22 protein-coding genes and 3 pseudogenes are annotated in these 18742 nt (G+C 47.2%); all 25 read left to right on the top strand.

What is annotated here, in order from left to right; all coding sequences use genetic code 11:
• Positions 1-149 precede the first annotated feature (149 nt).
• The 25 genes and pseudogenes from FYJ45_RS06275 (at position 150) to FYJ45_RS06160 (ending at position 18643) form a co-directional block, all read left to right on the top strand.
• A complete protein-coding gene (locus FYJ45_RS06275) occupies positions 150-1196 on the top strand; it encodes a Fic family protein (RefSeq protein ID WP_154463916.1) in 1047 nt (348 codons plus the stop codon).
• Between the two features lie 157 nt (positions 1197-1353).
• Complete coding sequence (locus FYJ45_RS06270) at positions 1354-1989, top strand: RNA-binding domain-containing protein (protein ID WP_154463915.1); 636 nt, start codon at positions 1354-1356, stop codon at positions 1987-1989.
• Positions 1990-2306: 317 nt separating this feature from the next.
• Entirely contained in the window at positions 2307-3725 is a 1419-nt protein-coding gene (locus FYJ45_RS06265) for an adenylate/guanylate cyclase domain-containing protein (RefSeq protein WP_195841692.1), read from the top strand.
• A gap of 10 nt (positions 3726-3735) precedes the next feature.
• Positions 3736-4290 (top strand): Pycsar system effector family protein, encoded by a 555-nt coding sequence (locus tag FYJ45_RS06260; RefSeq protein ID WP_154463913.1) that lies wholly within the window; start codon positions 3736-3738, stop codon positions 4288-4290.
• Positions 4291-4435: 145 nt separating this feature from the next.
• On the top strand, positions 4436-5407 hold the full coding sequence (locus FYJ45_RS06255) for a toprim domain-containing protein (RefSeq protein WP_154463912.1): 972 nt from the start codon (positions 4436-4438) through the stop codon (positions 5405-5407).
• Entirely contained in the window at positions 5404-5595 is a 192-nt protein-coding gene (locus FYJ45_RS06250) for a DpnD/PcfM family protein (RefSeq protein ID WP_154463911.1), read from the top strand. The genes FYJ45_RS06255 and FYJ45_RS06250 overlap by 4 nt, the downstream gene beginning before the upstream one ends.
• 123 nt (positions 5596-5718) lie before the next feature.
• Positions 5719-5883, top strand: a complete 165-nt coding sequence (locus FYJ45_RS30435; RefSeq protein WP_235930625.1) for a hypothetical protein — start codon at positions 5719-5721, stop codon at positions 5881-5883.
• Positions 5884-5995: 112 nt separating this feature from the next.
• Positions 5996-7315 (top strand): relaxase/mobilization nuclease domain-containing protein, encoded by a 1320-nt coding sequence (locus FYJ45_RS06240; protein WP_235930624.1) that lies wholly within the window; start codon positions 5996-5998, stop codon positions 7313-7315.
• A gap of 6 nt (positions 7316-7321) precedes the next feature.
• Positions 7322-7786 carry a PcfB family protein gene (locus FYJ45_RS30430; protein WP_235930623.1) on the top strand — a complete coding sequence of 155 codons (465 nt, stop codon included), beginning with the start codon at positions 7322-7324 and terminating at the stop codon, positions 7784-7786.
• 24 nt (positions 7787-7810) lie between these two features.
• Complete coding sequence (locus tag FYJ45_RS30425; RefSeq protein ID WP_235930622.1) at positions 7811-8131, top strand: hypothetical protein; 321 nt, start codon at positions 7811-7813, stop codon at positions 8129-8131.
• Between the two features lie 164 nt (positions 8132-8295).
• The gene (locus FYJ45_RS06230; protein WP_235930620.1) at positions 8296-9030 is read left to right on the top strand and encodes a hypothetical protein; all 735 of its coding nucleotides are present in this window, start codon (positions 8296-8298) and stop codon (positions 9028-9030) included.
• Positions 9031-9159: 129 nt separating this feature from the next.
• Positions 9160-10476 (top strand): annotated as a pseudogene (locus tag FYJ45_RS06225) (VirD4-like conjugal transfer protein, CD1115 family); the annotation flags it as partial.
• A complete protein-coding gene (locus FYJ45_RS06220; RefSeq protein WP_154463910.1) occupies positions 10463-10816 on the top strand; it encodes a glutamyl-tRNA amidotransferase in 354 nt (117 codons plus the stop codon). The pseudogene FYJ45_RS06225 and the gene FYJ45_RS06220, both read left to right, overlap by 14 nt.
• Before the next feature lie 25 nt (positions 10817-10841).
• Complete coding sequence (locus FYJ45_RS06215) at positions 10842-11060, top strand: hypothetical protein (protein ID WP_154463909.1); 219 nt, start codon at positions 10842-10844, stop codon at positions 11058-11060.
• A 75-nt stretch (positions 11061-11135) separates the two neighbouring features.
• Positions 11136-11721 (top strand): annotated as a pseudogene (locus FYJ45_RS06210) (MT-A70 family methyltransferase).
• A pseudogene (locus FYJ45_RS06205) lies at positions 11711-12364 on the top strand (hypothetical protein); the annotation flags it as partial. The pseudogenes FYJ45_RS06210 and FYJ45_RS06205, both read left to right, overlap by 11 nt.
• A 49-nt stretch (positions 12365-12413) precedes the next feature.
• A complete protein-coding gene (locus FYJ45_RS06200) occupies positions 12414-12629 on the top strand; it encodes a hypothetical protein (RefSeq protein ID WP_154463908.1) in 216 nt (71 codons plus the stop codon).
• Positions 12630-12633: 4 nt separating this feature from the next.
• Entirely contained in the window at positions 12634-13047 is a 414-nt protein-coding gene (locus FYJ45_RS06195) for a PrgI family protein (RefSeq protein ID WP_154463907.1), read from the top strand.
• A complete protein-coding gene (locus FYJ45_RS32120) occupies positions 13040-13855 on the top strand; it encodes a CHAP domain-containing protein (protein ID WP_330588562.1) in 816 nt (271 codons plus the stop codon). The genes FYJ45_RS06195 and FYJ45_RS32120 overlap by 8 nt, the downstream gene beginning before the upstream one ends.
• A 207-nt stretch (positions 13856-14062) precedes the next feature.
• Entirely contained in the window at positions 14063-14752 is a 690-nt protein-coding gene (locus FYJ45_RS06185; RefSeq protein WP_154463906.1) for a response regulator transcription factor, read from the top strand.
• Positions 14749-15780 (top strand): sensor histidine kinase, encoded by a 1032-nt coding sequence (locus FYJ45_RS06180; protein WP_154463905.1) that lies wholly within the window; start codon positions 14749-14751, stop codon positions 15778-15780. Before FYJ45_RS06185 ends, FYJ45_RS06180 begins: the two co-directional genes overlap by 4 nt.
• 111 nt (positions 15781-15891) lie before the next feature.
• Positions 15892-16692 carry a MerR family transcriptional regulator gene (locus FYJ45_RS06175; protein WP_154463904.1) on the top strand — a complete coding sequence of 267 codons (801 nt, stop codon included), beginning with the start codon at positions 15892-15894 and terminating at the stop codon, positions 16690-16692.
• The gene (locus FYJ45_RS06170; RefSeq protein WP_154463903.1) at positions 16689-17498 is read left to right on the top strand and encodes an ABC transporter ATP-binding protein; all 810 of its coding nucleotides are present in this window, start codon (positions 16689-16691) and stop codon (positions 17496-17498) included. The genes FYJ45_RS06175 and FYJ45_RS06170 overlap by 4 nt, the downstream gene beginning before the upstream one ends.
• Before the next feature lie 4 nt (positions 17499-17502).
• Entirely contained in the window at positions 17503-18219 is a 717-nt protein-coding gene (locus tag FYJ45_RS06165) for an ABC transporter permease (protein WP_154463902.1), read from the top strand.
• Positions 18220-18382: 163 nt separating this feature from the next.
• A complete protein-coding gene (locus FYJ45_RS06160) occupies positions 18383-18643 on the top strand; it encodes a hypothetical protein (RefSeq protein ID WP_154463901.1) in 261 nt (86 codons plus the stop codon).
• Positions 18644-18742 lie beyond the last annotated feature (99 nt).

Below are 18742 nucleotides of genomic sequence, written 5' to 3'. Positions count from 1 at the left end.
GGATCAAGACGGTGTAGAGCAATCTGCACCGTTTTTACATAGTATCTGCATATATTACAAAGAAAAATATGCAGAAAAACTGCCCATGGGATTGATTATCTGCATATAAAATGGTAATATTATATGCAGATATGAATGGAGGATGTGCCATGAAAAGATTTGATTATTCTTTTTTGAACAACGGATTACTCCCGGCGAATCTGGTCAACCTAACTTCCAGTATTGCTTCGTTAAAAACAATGGCGGGAGTTCGCAAGGATGAATACGCACAGATTTTTACTGAACTGGAATCCATTGCTAAGGTACAATCAGTTAAAAGCTCGAATGCCATAGAAGGTATCGTAACCAGTGATGAGCGTATCCATGCCATCGTCAACCAAAACAGCGCCCCCTTAAACCACAATGAGGCGGAGATTGCCGGGTATAGGGATGCGCTGAATACGATCCATTTGAGTTATGAGCACATTGACTTCCGTCAGAGTGATATTCTTAGGCTACACGAGATGATGATGTCCATTGCGGGATATGAATATGGCGGCCAGTATAAAACCGATGACAATGTGATTCTGGAAGTAGACGCCCATGGTCAACAACGGGTTCGTTTCCGGCCAACACCTGCAGCAGAAATACACCAGGCGATGGAACAACTGGAATTAGCCTATATGGCGGCCAGAGGCAACGCCAATATCAACCAGCTTCTGCTTATCCCCTGTGTGATCCTGGATTTTCTTTGTATCCATCCGTTTCGAGATGGAAATGGGAGAATGTCGCGGCTGCTTTCCCTGCTTTTACTTTATAAAAATGGATATGATGCAGGAAAGTATGTTTCTTTTGAGGAACAGATCAACAACTATAAAGCCTACTACTATGAGGCCTTACGGCAATCTTCCGAAGGCTGGGCCGAAAACGAAAACAGCTATTTCCCATTTATAGAGAATTTCCTTTCTACGCTTTATATGTGCTATAAGGAACTTGATAAACGCTTTGCTGTTGTCCACGGAAAGAAAATCACAAAGAAAGCCCGCGTGGAAGCCACTGTATTGAATAGCCTTACTCCAATTTCCAAAGGCGATATTTGCCAGATACTTCCCGATGTCAGCCCAACCACAGTAGAAGCTGTGTTGGGAGCTATGGTGAGAAACGGCAGCATTAAGCGGATCGGACAGGGGCGGAATACGCGGTATATTAAAGCATAGAGGCAAACAAGATTTTGAATTTAGGTGAATACTGTGAATATGATTTCAATTAAAGAAATTATGCATTTAGTAGGATTGAAACAAGAGGGCGAATACTGGGATTTCAAAAAAAGAGTGATATAAAAATAAACCCGACTTATTACACGATATTATATGTATGGCAAACAATCTTTCTAATCATGATGGGCTTATTGTCATTGGTATTGATGAAGAAACCGATTATTCTATTTGCGATGTTACAAACGACCCCAACAGAAGAAAAACGCAGGACATCGTTGCATTTTTGAGAGAGAAAAAATTTGCTGGAGGTATTCGTCCAACGGTATATGTGCAGCCGCTTTCTTTTAGGAAAAGTGAAATAGATGTTATTGTTATTAAGAATGATCGTAACACTCCTTATTATTTAACAGAACAATATCAAGGTGTATTTGCCAACAATATTTATGCTCGGATAATGGATACCAACACTCCTAAAAACTCGTCAGCCGATATAAATATAGTCGAAAGACTTTGGAAAAAACGATTTGGCATTGACGCAGCCGCTTTTGACCGTGCATTGTTGTTTTTACAAACTCCTTGTGATTGGGTGGATTCTGATGACGGTAAAAAGTTTTATAAATATGCTCCTGAATTTACAATAGAAGATATTTCTGCAGAAGAATATCGAAATGGTTACGAATTTTATTTGTTCAATCAATATGATTCTTATCCTCGGTGGTACGACATAAATATTTATCATCATCAAACTTTACCGGACCGATGGAATTTCTTTATACAAAGAGAGCTATCATAATTGGGATATTTCATATAATATTTTGTTAAAGATTCAATCGAATATATAGTTCATCTGTTTTATATTACTGATGGTATGGACGAGGAACGAATTGCACTACAAAGATTTTTTGAATGTGTACTTGTTTTTGAATCTGAATTTGAAAGGATGAAATTCAATGATTTTGTCATATACAATGTTGACGTATTCAGCGATCGACTGCCCCATTTTCCTGATTTAGAGGATTATAATATGGACGCATTCAAAAAAGACTACTTACAATCTCAACTTTTGCAACAAATGTTAAAGGATTTCAGAAGTTAAAGGAGGCTATGTTTATGAGCGAATCATTTATTCCAGCATCGGAATTTGAAACAGCGAGTAACGCTGTCAATAATATTTTAGGACAGCCTGTTGAAGAAATAGAAATTACAGACATATTGCCCCCGCTTAACGATATATCTGATTCAAATAAAGTGTTTAAGGGAAAACTTTCTGTTCTATTTGTAGATATGAGAAAATCCACCGATTTGACAGATGAATTGAAATCTAAAAAAATGGTGAAAGTTTATCGCTCATTTATTCGTATCGTTATTCAAGCGATTCGGTATTCGGGCGGATATACACGACAGTTTGCCGGTGACGGAATTATGGGAATCTTTCAGGATAGTAATGTGGATGATCAGATTATTTCTTCGTCTTATAAAGCCACAAAGGCAGCAAGATACATACATACTTTGATTGATTATTGCTTAAATCCTGCTTTGAAAAAATCAATGGATATTTGCATTGGCTGCGGTATCGGTATTTGTACTGGCACAATTATGGTTACAAAGGTCGGAATGCGCGGAAAAGAAAGTGACGAAACGGCCGAAAATGAAACAGGTATAGTTTGGGTTGGGTCAACAACAAATTACGCTAACCGCTATTGTGGTCTGGCACACCCTTGTGAAATATTTATTGATGAAAACACATATTCAGAAATTGAGGACTCAGAAGTATGGACTAAAACAAGCCGAACAAAGGGCAGTAAAATTTTTGAAGGATATACGGTCAGCGAATATTATCTGTCACTACCGGAAGAAATCACAACAGAAGCAGTTAAGGCAGATAAAGAGAATGATTCTGAAACTTCATTTATACAAGAAATTTTTGCTGAAACACAGGAAAAAACTCTGTTGCTCGTTGATGAGATCAGTAAAAAATCCGCAGAACTATCAGTTGCGTTAGAGAAAATCAAGCAACGGGAAAATCAAGTGATCGCCCGTGATAATGATTCTCGTAAGGAAAATATTAGATTGCAGCAATGGCAAAGTAGATTAAACTCCATGCAGGCAGATGTTGATCGTAAAGAGCAAGAGAATAAAGAGAAAGAATATTCTTTACATATGAGTATTTTTTCACAGACATTCTGCAAGGATAATCTGATTAAGCTATATGGAAAGGATTATTGGCTTGAACTGATTCAAAAGATGTATGAATTAGGAGCAAAAATTGGTAAATCAAAACTTCAAGTTGAAATAGATTTAGACTGCTATCTCGTTGACATATATATGTGTTTTACTATGTATGAAGAAGCGTACAACATCTTATGTATCCAAGCTAAATATTCAAGTTGGTTGAATTTACGGGTGTTTGAAAATGTAGTAAGGGAATCTGGGCATTGGATAGCGATAAAAGAAATTCTTGAAAAACGAGTTTACGAGAAAAAAGATTATCGAGAATGTTTAGATAAATTGAAATCTATGAGTTATTGAGGTGAATATTATGGAGAGTAAAAGAACACAAGAAGAACTTACAGGTATTCTCGATAGAAATACGGCGTGGATAGAAAATTGTGATTCTAAGACATCAATTATATTGGCTGGATTTGGCGTTATAGTCGGTATTCTTCTCGCTACTGATTATGCGTCCAAATTTGTAAGCATATTTCGTTATATGATAAACAATGTTAGCTTTTGGTCTGTTGTTTATCTGATTTTTTCTGTTTTTGTAATATGTCTTATATTTGCTGGTTGTGTATGTTGGATTAATGTGTTATTCGCAAGAATAAATCTCAATGAGTTTTCTGATAGGGGTATTAAATCCGACTCACTTATTTTCTTTTCTTCAATAGCAAAATATAACACCTTATTGTCGTATAAGAAGCACTTAGAGAAATGTGAAATAGAGCAGTTAAACGATGATTTAATCTCTCAGATATATATCTGCTCAATAATTTGTGATAAGAAATTCAAATATTACAAGCGTGGACTACTTCTTACTTCAATAGGCTCATTACTCTTTGTGACGCTGTTTGTTATCGGACTAATCATTACATAAAAAAGAAAATTTTAAATAGCCGAGAGGTTTTCTTTTCAGAGCCCCTCGGCTTTTTTCCTACCTGAAAAGGACAGCCCCCTTTACATAGTCAGCTACCCCACGCGGGCAGCAAATTTATGGCTATGGAAAGGGGGCTGTATTTTTTATGTCATTTTACGACTCAGAAACCATCGAACGGGCGCGGCAGGTGGACTTGTTCACCTATCCGCAAACCTGCGAGCCGCAGGAACTGGTTCATGTTTCAGGGAATATCTACTGTACCAGAGAACATGACAGCCTGCGCATTTCCAACGGGAAATGGTGCTGGTTTTCCCGTGGGATCGGAGGTTACAGCGCGCTGGACTATCTCATCAAGGTCAAGGGGTGCTCTTTTTTGGAAGCTATGGAGGCCGTTACAAATGGAGCCGCTATTGCTCCGACTTCCCATGCGTTTATTTCCAGAGAAGAAACGCCGAGACACCTGCTGTTGCCACAGGCTGCCCCCGATAACCGGGCCATGCTGGATTATCTCAAAGGCCGTGGAATTTCCATGGAAGTGCTTGACTTCTGCGTTCAGACCGGGCGAATTTATGAGAGCCGGAACAAGGGCCATGGAAATGTGGTATTTATCGGCTTTGATAAAACCGGAAAAGCGCGGTTCGGCTGTCTGTGCGAGATTGGTGAAGCACGGTTCCATGGAGATTTAAGCGGCAGCGACAAGCACTATTCCTTTGCCCTGCCCGCCTGCATGGAGAACCCGGCAGTTCATCTGTGTGAGTGCGCCATTGATGTCATGTCATACGCCACCCTCTGCGAGCTGGACGGGATTGATTGGAGGCGGAACAATCTGCTGTCTTTGGCCGGGGTGTACCAGCCGAAGAAAAAGATGGAGGAAAGCAAGCTGCCGGTGGCGCTTACCCGATTTTTGGAGGATCACCCTCATGTAAAAACGGTCTATCTTCATCTGGACAACGATACGGCTGGCCGATTGGCGGCAAAGGCAATCATGACGGTGATCCCCAAGGAGTACGAGGTCAAAAACCGCCCGTCGCCCAGGGGAAAGGATGTGAACGACTATCTGTGCAACCGGCTGGGGATTCCCATCCGTGGCGCGAAAGGAAAGGAGCAAGAACGATGAAGGAATACGATGTTACCATTCAAGAGACGCTGGAAATGACGGTTTCTGTGGAGGCGGAAAGCCGCGAGGAGGCCCGCCAGATGGTGGCCGACCGCTGGAAGAACGGTGAATATATCCTGGACGCGGACAGCTTCAAAGAAGTGGAGTTTTATCCCAAGGGCCGCAGCCGCGACCGGGGCGAGCGATGAATTGTTTTTTCGGGCGTTCGGTATTCCCCTAAGAAAAGCAGACTTTCCCATGAAGCGTATCTGCGCCACCTGATAAACGGCGTAGTTTCCCAGAACGCACCGCCCCCGGATTACTTTGATTTTATGCGTGAGCTGCACAGCGTGGGAAACAACCACAACCAGATCGCTCAGAAAGCCCATGTGCTGGGCGTTATGGATGAACGCCGCTACGATGAGGAAATGCGGAAGTTCGACCAGCTTGTCCGGGACATCACAAAGGCTGTGATCCTGCCAAAGTCTATGGAGTAAAGCTATGGCTACAACATCCATCTGGCGGGTGAATGGCTGACTGGGCAAGGTGCTCATCTATATCGAAAATCCGGACAAGACGGAAAACCCTGCTGTTTATGAGAAACAGGACATGGATGACAAATCGGTCCAGGGTCTTTCCGATGTGATCGAGTATGCCGTCCAGCAGAAGAAAACGGGAAAGGTTACGGTGGATGATGAGGAACTGCCCGTTATGCAGCAATTTGTTTCCGGGGTGAATTGCAGCCCAACCACCGCCCGCGACGAGATGGTGGCTGTAAAAAAGCGGTTTGGCAAGGAGGAAGGCACGGTAGCCTATCACGGCTACCAGAGCTTTGCGCCCGGTGAGGCTATTCCGGAAATGGCCCATGAGATTGGGCTGAAGCTGGCAAAGGCGCTGTGGGGCGAAAAATACCAGGTGCTGGTTGCCGCCCATTTAGATAAAGCCCACCACCTGCACAATCATTTTGTAGTGAACACGGTTTCGTTCTTGGACGGGATCAAGTATCACCGCACCGAAAAGGATTACTTCGATATGCAGAAGGAATCGGACCGTCTGTGCCGGGAATACGGCCTTTCCGTCATTGAACATCCCCAACGCGGAAAATCTAAGCACTACGGGGAATGGCGGGCCGAACAGGAGGGCCGCCCCACCTATCTCTCCCTTATCAAAGCCGATGTGGATACTGCCATCCGCCAATCTATGACGGAACGGCAGTTTTTTTATCGCTTGCGGCAGATGGGATACGACATCAAGGTGGGCAAGGACATCACAGTTCGTCCATTCGATTACCCCCGTGGACGCAAACTCATGCGAAACTTTGGCGAGGACTATTCTCTGGAAAATATCCGCAAACGGATTCTGGCCCAGAGCCGCCCGCAGCGGGAATTCAGGCCGGAGCCAAAACGGTGCAGACTTCATGGGGATTGGAAACAAGCCAAAAAGGTAACGGGTTTTCGCGCCCTTTACTTTCACTACTGTTATCTGTTAGGAGTGTTCCCACAAAAGCAGAACCGCCCGCCCAGGCGGGTATCTCATACTTGCCGGGAAGATTTGATCCGGGCGAAAGAGTTGACCGATGAGGCGCGGCTTCTTTCCCGCCGCCGTATCGATACCATGCAGCAGCTTACAGCGTATCAATCTGAGGCGGACTCCCAGCTTGCCAGCGCCGCAGAGCAGCGAAAAAGCCTCTATCGAAAACTGCGTACCAAGGCGGTGCTTGCCGATCCAGACCGGCAGGAACAAATACGGGCGGAGATCGAGGCTCTTTCCGCGCAGATCAAGGCCCTGCGCCGGGAAATAAAACTGTGCAGGGACATCGCGGCGCGTTCCCTCTCCCTCAAAGAGAAGATACGGGATGCACGGGAGGAACATCAGGATAAAAATGCGGAGAGAAACCGCCGGGAAGAACCGTTAAAAGGAAGGAGATGATTTGGCATGTATAACTCAGGCGAGGCAGCGGAGCAGATCGTGCGAATGAGTTTGGAGGGGACGGAATTTGCCCTGAAGATCACGGGCGCGGCTGCCAAGAATCTGGCCGCAGCCCTTTACACGATTTTGAAAGACCAGAAAAAGACCAAGGGGAAGGCGCGCATTGAAACCATGCTGCGGGAAAAGCGCCCGATGACGGTCTATACCATCAAGAAAGAAGACGCCCCGGAGTTTGCCAGACAAGCGAAAGGATATGGGATTCTCTATGCGCCCATTCCTGTTAAAAAGCATGATGATACCATCGACATTCTGGTATTCGAGGATGACGCGGCGAGAGCCAACCGTATCGTAGAGAAATTCAATCTCACAGTGGTGGACACCGCTTCGATCAGAGAGGATATTGAGAAGTCCCGTGAACAGCGCGGCAGTGAGCCAGCCGCTCCGGAACAGACCACCCCGGAAAAGAGCTAGGATGATAAACTTCTCGATGAGTTGATGGAGAAGCCGTCCCAAAAGGAAAAGGCACAGCCGGAAAACCCGGCAGCGGAGAAAAGCGCCCCTTTTGCTCCAGCGGAGGAAAAATCCCATCCGTCCGCGCCTATCTCAGAGAACAGCAGCAGATCCGAAAGGGGTACTTCTGATGGGGCGCAGAAGCCTTCTGTGCGCCAGGAGCTTCGTGATATTCAGGCCCAGAGGAAGAAAGAGGCGGAGGCTGCAAAGGTGGAAGAAGCTGTGCCCAGGAAGAAGCCTGCGCAGAAAACCACGCAGCACCAGCCGCCCAAGCCCAAAAAGAAACCCAAATCGAAAGAGAGGTAGTCTGTGAACAGCAGCCGCAGAAAGAGGCGGCACCGCAGAAGCAGGAAAGCCAAAAAGAGCGCCCCAAGCGCCAGTGGTGGCAGGTCCGCGAGGAAAAGCAAAGAAAAGAAGCCTATGCTACGCTGGATCGGGTATTTCATGAGTTTTCAGAGGGTCATGGTAATATGCAGGCATATCTGGATACGCAGAGCAGGTTCCCTTTCCACTCGGCGCGCAATGCGATCCTGATTGGAGAGCAGTTCCCATCCGCCCAGCGCGTGGGCGGCTATAAGGAGTGGGCTTCCCAGGGCATTGAGATTCTGGAGGAGGAAAAGCGCCTGCCAATCATCATTCTGGAACCGGGCAAGGCATACCGCCGCGAGGATGGCAGTGTGGGACAGAACTTCTATGCCAAGGAAGTGTTTGATATTCCCCAGACCACAGCGCGGGATGAGGCCCAGCCCCAGGTGAGCTATGATGACCGCCTGCTTCTAAAAGCGCTTATCAGTAATTCCCCGGTTCCCATCCGGGCGGTGGAGGAACTGCCCGTCCAGGGGCGCGGAGCCGTATTCGATCAGGAGCAGAACGCTGTCCTGGTGAAAAAAGGCATGGACGCGCCGGATATTTTCCGCTGTGTTTCTTTGGAGCTTGCCAATGTGCAGCTTTCCAGAAACAATGCCGGATATTCCCGTGAGACAGACGGGTATAAAGCCTATGCCGTCAGCTATATGCTCTGCCAGAGATACGGCGTTGACACAGGCGGCTACAACATTTCCCGGCTGGACAGCGTATTTCAGGGCAAAGACCCCAGGGAGGATTTCCCGGCAGCCCTTACGGATATGCACAATGCCTTTAAGGAGATCAACGGACGCATGGCCAGAAATATGGGGCTTACCCGTGTCGGCAAACAGAAACGGTGAAGGAGGTTTGAATGATGGAAAGACAGGATAAGGTTGTCCTCACCCTGGACAGTTACGAGCACGGCATTATGATCCGCGCCCTCAATGAACTGCGCAACGATATGCTGGAGGAACAGCGCGACCCCGGAGGACAGTGTAAAAACTGTCCTTATTTTTATTGCCGCTTACGGGCTGGGCATTGGCATTTATCTTTCATCCAGGCGCAACTACCGCAGGGGCGAGGAACACGGTTCCGCCGAATGGGGCGATCCGCGAGCCGTGAACAAGAAATACCGGGATAAAAACCCGTTTCAGAACCGCATTTTTACCCAGCATGTCCGCATGGGGCTGGACGGACGAAAACACCGCAGGACGCTCAATACTCTGGTCTGCGGCGGCAGCGGCGCAGGAAAAAGCCGCTTTTATGCAAAGGTCAATCTCTGCCAGGCGAACACCTCGTTTTTCATCCTGGATTCCTACCAATCCCCGCTGGACGATCTGTTTGAACGGCTGGAAATGCGTTTCCCCGACCATATCGCGGTGAAGTATTACAAGGACTACCGTTCCGGCAGCGCAAAGACCTTAAAATCCATCCAGATCACGCTTGCCTCACGGCTGGAGAAATTCAATCTTTCGTCGGTGGCAGCTCTTACCGCTACCGATGAACTGGAGCTGGCCAGCCTGGGAGAAAAGAAAGTGGCCCTCTTTGCCCTTATCCCGGACAATGACGGCAGCTTTAACTTCCTGGTGAGCCTTTTGTATGCCAGCACCTTTAAGGAATTGTTTTATTCCGCCGACCGTGTGCATGGCGGCAGCCTGCCCGTGCCGGTGCATTTTTTGATGGACGAGTTTGCGAATGTCAGTTTGAACGATGATTTTGACAAGCTGCTGGCAACCATGCGTTCCCGTAATATTTCCGTATCCATCATCATCCAGAATATCGCGCAGTTAAAGGCGCTGTATGAAAAGCAGTGGGAATCCATCATGGGCAACTGCGATGAGTTTCTCTATTTGGGAGGCAACGAATCGTCCACCCACAAGCTCATCTCGGAAAGTTATCTGGGCAAAAGCACCTTATGGCTGGACACCTACGGCAAGAGTGCCGGGCATTCCGGCAGCTATTCCACCAACAACCAGATCACGGGCCGGGAGCTGCTGACCCCGGACGAGGTGCGTATGCTGGACAACCGCCTGGCCCTGCTTTTTATCAGGGGCGAGCCGCCGCTGATGGATGAGAAATATGAACTGTTAAAGCACCCCAATGTAAAATACACCACCGACGGCGGCGCACCGGCCTACGCACACGGCGGTACAGAAAACGCGGTGGCGGGCATGACCATTGGCCGCCTTGCGCCGGGAGAGCTTGCAAAGCTCCAAGAGCCGGATACGACCTGTGAACTTCTGTCCGATGAGGACATGGAGAAAATCTTTCAATTCAAGGAGGAAAAGCAAAATGAAGCTGTTTAAGAAGGAAACCAAGAAGAACAAGGAAACCCACAGCTTGCCCATGGGCAAAAAGAGCCGGAGAATTTTTGTTGTTTACGCGGCGATGGTGCTCACCTTGTGCTGCGGCGCTACCACGGCTTTTGCCGCCGGGGACCCTCTCACGGTTATCAACAACCTGTCTGAATTTATTTTCGGGCTGATCCGGGCTGGCGGTATGATCCTGCTGGGCTTTGGTATCGTGCAGATTGGTTTGTCCCTCAAGTCACACGATCCCAGCCAGCGCGCTAACGGCTTTCTGACGCTGGCCGAAGGTGTTGTCATCACCTTTGCCAAGGAGATTTTGACCCTGATTACCGGCTGATTATTCCGGTGGAAAGGAGCCTGCTATGAATCTGAAATGCGAGTGCTATATCCACTCTTTGAAGCAGGGGGAGAAAAATGTGCTGGGAGAAGCCGCTATCCTCAAGCGCCTGGGGGATAACGACTACCTGGCCGAGTACAATGGTGTGAAATGCCACGCGATGTTCAACCCCTTTGTAGGGCGCAATTTTGTGGACGATGTGTACGGCATTGTCCACAGTTCGCCGGAGCGCGGTGAAAGGTAAAGTAAAATACGGCAGTACGGGGGCGGGCCGATGTGGTCCGTCCCTGGTTATGCCGGAAAGAGAGGAGGCAGCCATTTGAAAAAATATCAAATCATTTATGCAGACCCACCCTGGCAATATAAAGTCTATTCAAAAAAAAGGGCAAGGACGCAGTGCGGAAAGCCACTACCCGACAATGGCTCTGGAGGACATCAAACGCCTTCCAGTGCGGCAACTGGCTTCTTCAGACTGTGCCCTCTTTTTGTGGACGACGGTTCCCCTGTTACAGGATTGTTTCTCTGTCATGGAAGCCTGGGGCTTTATCTATAAAACTGTGGCCTTTGTGTGGATCAAGAAAAATAAGAAAGCCGATTCCCTCTTTTGGGGCATGGGGTACTGGACAAGGGCGAATGCGGAGCTTTGTATGCTGGCCACCGTCGGGCGGCCAAAACGCCGTTCCGCCAGTGTCCACCAGGTCATACTAAGCTCTATTGAGGAACACAGCAAAAAGTCGGATGTGGTGAGGGAACGAATCGTGGAGCTTTTAGGCGACCTTCCCTGCGTGGAGCTGTTTGCACGGAAAAAAACAGAAGGCTGGGACGCATGGGGAAATGAAATAGAGAGCGATTTTTCTATGCCGCCCGGCTTCGGGGGAATGGGAGGTGAGCGTTTTGTCCGATAACTGGGTTGTACAAAATCTGCAAAACGCCCTCGACACCTGGAACAAATATCTTTCGGAAATCTGGCAGCTTATCACACAAAGCCCGGAACAGTTTAAGGGCGGTTCCATCTGGAGCGTGATCGTCAATATTCATGACGCGGTGCGGGCTATTGGCCTGGTGCTTCTGGTGCTCTTTTTTGTGGTGGGTGTGATGAAAACCTGCGGCAGCTTTGCAGAGGTAAAAAAGCCGGAGCATGCCTTAAAGCTGTTCATCCGGTTTGCCATCGCCAAGGGGGTTGTAACCTATGGACTGGAACTGATGATCGCTCTGTTTAATATTGTGCAGGGCCTTGTCTCCACCATTATGAACGCCGCAGGGTTTGGGACCGCACAGCAGACGGTTCTCCCCCAGGAGATCGTTACGGCGGTGGAGGATTGCGGTTTCTTTGAGAGTATCCCCCTCTGGGCGGTAACGCTCATTGGCGGGCTGATCGTTACTGTGTTGTCGTTTATTATGATTATGACCGTCTACGGGCGCTTTTTTAAGATTTATTTATATACGGCCATCGCGCCGGTGCCTTTCTCCACTTTTGCGGGAGAACCCACCCAGAATGTGGGCAAGAGCTTTATCAAAAGCTATGCCGCCGTCTGTCTGGAGGGAGCCGACCGCGTGGTGCGCGAGATGATGGGATTATAAATAAGGAGGAAACCGAATGAGTTATCAAGTTTATGTGCTGCATTTGATTGACGGAACTACCATCCAAATGGCCGAAGATTACGACCTGCCTGTGGAAAAAGGAATCGTGGGCCAGTTCTCCAAGGCGGCGCAGGACGATGTTTTGACCGTAGGCGATCCGATTCTGGGTTTCACCTATATCCCGAAACGAAACATCGTTTATATGAAAACCGGTGATGTGATTGTGAGGTGAACTTATGGAAGTCAAGATCAACCGCGAAATCCGCAACTACACCGAATCTATGTTTTTCGGCTTGAGTATGCGGCAGTTTATATTTTCTATTCTGGCCTGCGGCGTTGCCGTGGGCCTTTATTTTCTCCTGCGCCCCTACTTTGGCGTGGAGACTCTTTCCTGGATGTGTATTCTGGGTGCGGCCCCTTTTGCCATGCTGGGGTTCATCACCTACCACGGCATGACGGCGGAACAGTTTATCTGGGCATGGCTGCGCTCGGAAATACTGGAACCCAAGGAATTCCGGTTTGAAGATAGAAACTACTACTATGCGGCTTTGAAAGATGTGATCGAGGGGCTGCAAACCGGGCGACCTGCCAAGAGACAGCCCAAAGGACCGAAACATCTCCACAAGCGGAAGGAGGAAAAACATGATTAAAACATTGAAAAACCTGTCCAAGCAGGAGAAAGAGCGATATACTGTTCCGAAAAAAGTGCAGGATGTGATCCCCGTCCGCCGTATCTGGCAGGACGGCATTTTTTTGAGTGGGAACAAGTTTTCCATTTCGGATATTAACTATCTGGTAGCCAGCCGGGAGGATAAAGAGAGTATGTTCCTCACTTATTCGGAACTGCTCAATTCGCTGGATTCCAGCGCGGTGACGAAAATCACCATCAATAACCGCCGCATGAACAAGGCGAACTTTGAACAATCCATCCTCATGCCGATGGAGGAGGACTTCCGGGACGAGTACCGCAGGGAATACAATCAAATGCTGCTGGACAAGGCCACCGGAGCCCAGGTGCTCTATGGCATTACCGGAGGGGACGGCGAGATCGTTACCATCGCGCTTTCCCAGGTGGGGAATGTCGGCGGCGAACCGTACTGGAGCTGGTATGGCTTTGGCAGCCGTATGGAATGGTGCGCCTACTTTGTGAGCTGGTGCGCGGATCAATGCGGCTATATTGAAGCTGAGGTTATCCCGAAATTTGCAGGCTGCGTGCAGGGTTCCCAATGGTTCAAGGACCGGGGGCAATGGCAGGATCGTAATTTTGAACCGTCTGCAGGGCAGATAATCTTCTTTGATTGGGAGGGTGATGGTGTAACCGACCATGTGGGAATTGTAGAGTGTGTGGAAAACGGAACGGTTTACACCGTTGAGGGCAATTCCGGTGACGCTTGCAGGCAAAACAGTTATTCCATCGGCAGCAGCGTCATTTACGGTTACGGCTGCCCGGCTTATTAACTCTCTCAAAAAAGAAACCCAGCCACATATGCGGCTGGGTACATAACGAAAAAGACAATCGCATATTTTCGTTTTTATTGTTTTTCGTATATAATAGATTGCGTATATAAGAAAAGTATGAAATAAAAAAACCTGAATTAGGACATTTCTGCAACATTTCAGCTTTAAGATAAGAGGTGCAGACGAAAAAGGAGAGGAAGTGAGTGCATGAGAAAAATATTGATTGTGGAGGACGATACCCTCCTGAACCGGACTCTGGGATATAACCTGGCGTCTGATGGCTATGAAATCACAGCGGCCTATAACCACAAGGACGCTGTTTCCCATTTGAAAGAAACCGAGTTTGATGTTGCGCTCCTGGACATCAATCTGCCGGATGGCAGCGGTCTTGATCTTTGCGAAGAAATCCGGGGGCGCGGCCAGCACACCTACATCATTTTCATTACGGCCAACGACAAGGAAAGCGATATGCTCAAAGGCTATGAGGCGGGCGGCGCGGACTATGTGACGAAGCCCTTTTCTGTGACAGTGCTGTGCAGGAAGGTGGCGGCGGTCTTTGCCAATCTGGAACTGCGCACGCCCCGGCACGATCTGTTTGACGACGGCTTTCTGAAAATCGACTTTTCCGAGCAGCGGGCGTCCCTTGCCGGGGAACCGCTGGACTTCACCCCAAAGGAATACCGCACCTTGTTCCTGTTTGTAAAGAATCCCCGGATTATCCTGACCAAGCGGCAGATTTTAGAGAAGCTGTGGGACATTGACGGGGACTTTGTGGACGAGCATACCCTGACCACCATCATCAGCCGTATCCGTAAGAAAATCGAAACGGACGAGCATAAGTATATCAAGACGACCTATGGCATGGGCTATCAGTGGATCGGCGGTGAGCAGGCATGAAGCTGGAAAATCTATCCGTCAAAAAGTTTCTGCGGCTCATTACGGTTGGCCTTCTGGCAACCTCTTTTCTGGTGCTGCTCTGCCTGTTTTTGGTCACGAAAAACCTGCGGGTAGTTTTGTACGGCGGGCTGCTGACCGCTGTGTTTCTGGTATGGGGCGGGATTTTCCTGCACTACTTTCAAAAGAAGCTGACATTGTTCACCGACAGCCTGTGCCGGACGCTGGATGACATGATGGACAGCGCCGCGCGGCCGGAAATGGACTATGAAGCGGAAACGCTGCTGGCGAGGATCAGCCACCGCCTGGAACGGCTCTACAACATCATACAGAAAGACCGGAATACCGTCGCAAAAGAAAAGGCCGTTCTGCAATCTCTGTTGTCGGACATTTCCCACCAGACCAAGACCCCCATTGCCAACCTGAAAATGCTCAATGAAACCATGCTGACCCGTCCGATCTCGGAGGAACAGCGACGGGAGTTTTTGCAGGCAACCGGCAGCCAGCTTGACAAGTTGGAATTTCTCATTCAGGCAATGGTGAAAACTTCCCGGCTGGAGGCCGGTGTGATTACGCTGGAGAAAAAGGACGCTTTAATAGAGGAAACTTTGGTGAACGCCATCAACGGGATTCTGGCTCCGATGGAGAAAAAAGGCATCGAACTGACCATAGATTGTCCAGAGGGATTGTCCATTTCCCATGACAGCCGCTGGACTTCCGAGGCGCTGTTCAATCTGCTGGACAATGCGGTGAAGTACACGCCTGCTGGCGGCAGAATCCATGTGTCCGTTCAGAATTGGGAAATGTACTGGAAAATTGATGTGACCGATACGGGCCGGGGCATCCCGGAACAGGAACAGGCTACCATCTTCAAGCGGTTCTACCGGGAAGAAGCGGTGCATGAGGTGGATGGCATCGGCATCGGTCTGTATCTGGCCCGTGAGATCATCACCATGCAGGGCGGGTATATTCTGGTGACTTCCGAGGTTGGGAAAGGTTCCACCTTTTCGGTGTTCCTGCCACAAGAATAGTCAAGCGGTGGCCTGTGTGGGTTGCCGCTTTTTAGCCTAAATTTTTTGGAGGATACTCTTGCTTGTTACGCTGCGTAATGAACTATACTGTAAATGGAGGTGTTATCGGAAATGGAAAAACATAATGCCATTCCACAAGGATATATGACTGTTGGTGAGCTGGCAAAAAAGATGGGAGTTACTGTTCGTACACTGCAACACTATGATAGAGAGGGATTGCTTCCACCATCATCTATCAGTGAAGGTGGCCGCAGACTTTATACAGATAGGGATGTTGTCAGGCTGCATCAGATTTTGTCACTCAAACATTTGGAGTTTTCTTTGGATGATATTAAAAATCGGGTGGTATCGCTTGATGATCCAGCCGAGGTTGCAAGTGTTTTAGCAGAACAAGCATTGGTCATACAAAAACGGATCGAGAATCTATCCGAAGTATTAAGAGAACTTCAGGCGCTGCGGGATGAAGTATTGCAAATGCGAAGTGTGGATTTTAAGAAGTATGCAGACATCATCGTAAACTTGGAAATGAAAAATGATTTGTACTGGATGATTAAGCATTTTGACAATCAAACACTGGACCATATCCGCCGTCGGTTTGACAAAGAAAGCGGAGAAGCATTTATGCAGAAATTCATGCAACTACAAAATGAGGCCATCGAACTTTCTGCAAACGGAATATCTGCTGCAAGCGAGCAAGGGCTACAATTTGCAGAGAAATATTGGGCGATGATCACTGATTTCACGGGCGGTGATATGAGCATACTTTCCAGATTGGTTGAATTTGGACAATTAGATTGTTTGGATCAGGATTGGAAAGAAAAGCAAGAGCTTGCCAATACGTTCATCGAGCCAGCACTAAATGCTTACTTTACAAAACTGGGAGTCGATCCCTTTCAGGAGGGTGCGAAATGAGTAGTGCGATACAAGTCAATGATTTGAAAAAAAGTTATGGAAATCATGTTGTCCTTAAAGGTCTAACCTTCAATGTTGAGCAAGGGGAAATATTTGCGTTTCTGGGAGTGAATGGAGCCGGGAAAACAACGACTCTGGAATGTATGGAGGGGTTAAGAAAGTATGATGGCGGAACCATCGCTATAAACGGCAAAATGGGAATACAGTTACAATCCGCTTCCCTTCCAGAACACATCAAAGTAATTGAGGCAGTTCGACTGTTCGCAAAGTGGAACAAAACAGCAATTAACCAGGCAATGCTGGCTGACCTCGGCATAAACGAACTGGCTAAAAAACAATATTTTCAGTTGTCAACCGGACAGAAAAGGCGGTTGCATTTGGCTCTTGCCCTGATTGGCAATCCAGATATTATTTTTCTTGACGAACCCACGGCGGGCCTGGATGTTGAAGGACGGATTTCTCTCCACAATCAAATCCGCCAATTAAAAAAGCTGGGAAAGACTATTATATTAGCCAGCCATGATATGACGGAAGTGGAAAGTCTGTGTGACCGGATTGCCATTTTGACAAATGGCAATATTGCCTTCATTGGAACGATTGAGGAATTGAATACCACCGTTGGGAAACATTACACCATTTCCATCCGAAGTGAGCAAGGTTTAGAAACTCTTGAATCGGACAATATAGGCGACGCCCTGTTAGGTTTGCTGAAATGCTATAAGGAAAAAGGGCTGACAGTTCAAGATATTCAAGTAAGCCGCGGTTCGCTGGAGCAGCATTTTATGAAGATTGCAAAGGGGGAATAAAAGTATGGCTGCGTTTCTGTATGGCGTATTGTTACAATGGAAACTGGATATACGGAGCAAAACCTTACTGATTACCTGTTACATAGTTCCGCTGTTGTTTTTTTTCATTATGGGGGGAATATTTACTTCTGTTATGCCAGATGCAAAATATACGCTGATTCAATCTATGACAGTGTTCGGCGTGACAATGGGCGCACTGATCGGTTTACCGCCTTCTCTGGTCGAAATTTACGGAGGCGATATAAAAAAAGTTTATTCTGCAAATGGAGTTCCAATGTATCTTGGCTTGATATTGACAAATCTTTCGGCCTATATTCATTTGTTCATTATGAGCATTATTCTATACATCGTTGCGCCGATTGTATTTGATGCTGTAATCCCGGAAAGCCCACTGTTGTATTTTTGCTCTTTGGCAATTTTTATTGCAGTATCACTCAGTATAGCAAGTATTATTGGATTAGCAGTTAAAGATCAGGCCAAAACTTCGATGTTTTCCATTTTGATTTTTTTGCCTTCAACAATGTTATCAGGAATTATGTTCCCGTCAGAATTTTTGCCACAAGCATTTATAACTGCTGGTAAGCTATTTCCGGCTTCGTGGGGATATTCGCTGATGTGCGAGAACTCTATGCGATTTGAAAATTTGCTGCCGCTGTTTATCATTTTAATTGCTGCGGTAGGCGTATGCGTTTTGTTGCTGAAAAAATTACAGTTGAAATAACAGGCAAGGTGAGATTTTCGGTGTTCCTGCCATAAGAGTAATCAAGCGGCGGCCTGTGCAGGCTGCCGCTTTTTTCAAAAAACATTGCAGCATAGATTTTAGGACATTTCTGCAACATTTGGGAGGTAGGCTTTTTACAAACAATGAAAGGAGTTAAAGTCACATGGCTATCACAAAGATGTTGATTCTCAATGCGATTCAGCTCTGCCTGCCGCCTATGATTGTCCTGGGTGTTTTCAAGTTCTTTTCTGTCCGGCATATCCGATGGGCAGCCGGAGTAGTGGCATTGATTGATGTTGCTGTCTTTCAGACACAGCTATTCTATTATGAGAGCATCTGGCTTGTGCTGTTCTTTTTGGTGATTCAACTGGCAATTACCGGCTTGCTTTCCGTTCGGCTTTACAAAAAATACTGTCAAAAATAAAATGTCCTAAAATTGAAGCAATTCAGTCCAAAACCAGATGGCATTTAGGACATTTCTGCAACAATTCAGTTTTAGACCATAATGGAAAGGAGATGGTAG

Source organism: Eisenbergiella porci, assembly GCF_009696275.1.
In the GTDB taxonomy this organism is placed as follows: Bacteria; Bacillota; Clostridia; order Lachnospirales; family Lachnospiraceae; genus Eisenbergiella; species Eisenbergiella porci.
Note: the sequence above shows the minus strand (reverse complement) of the source record. Positions and strands in the feature narration are given on the sequence as shown.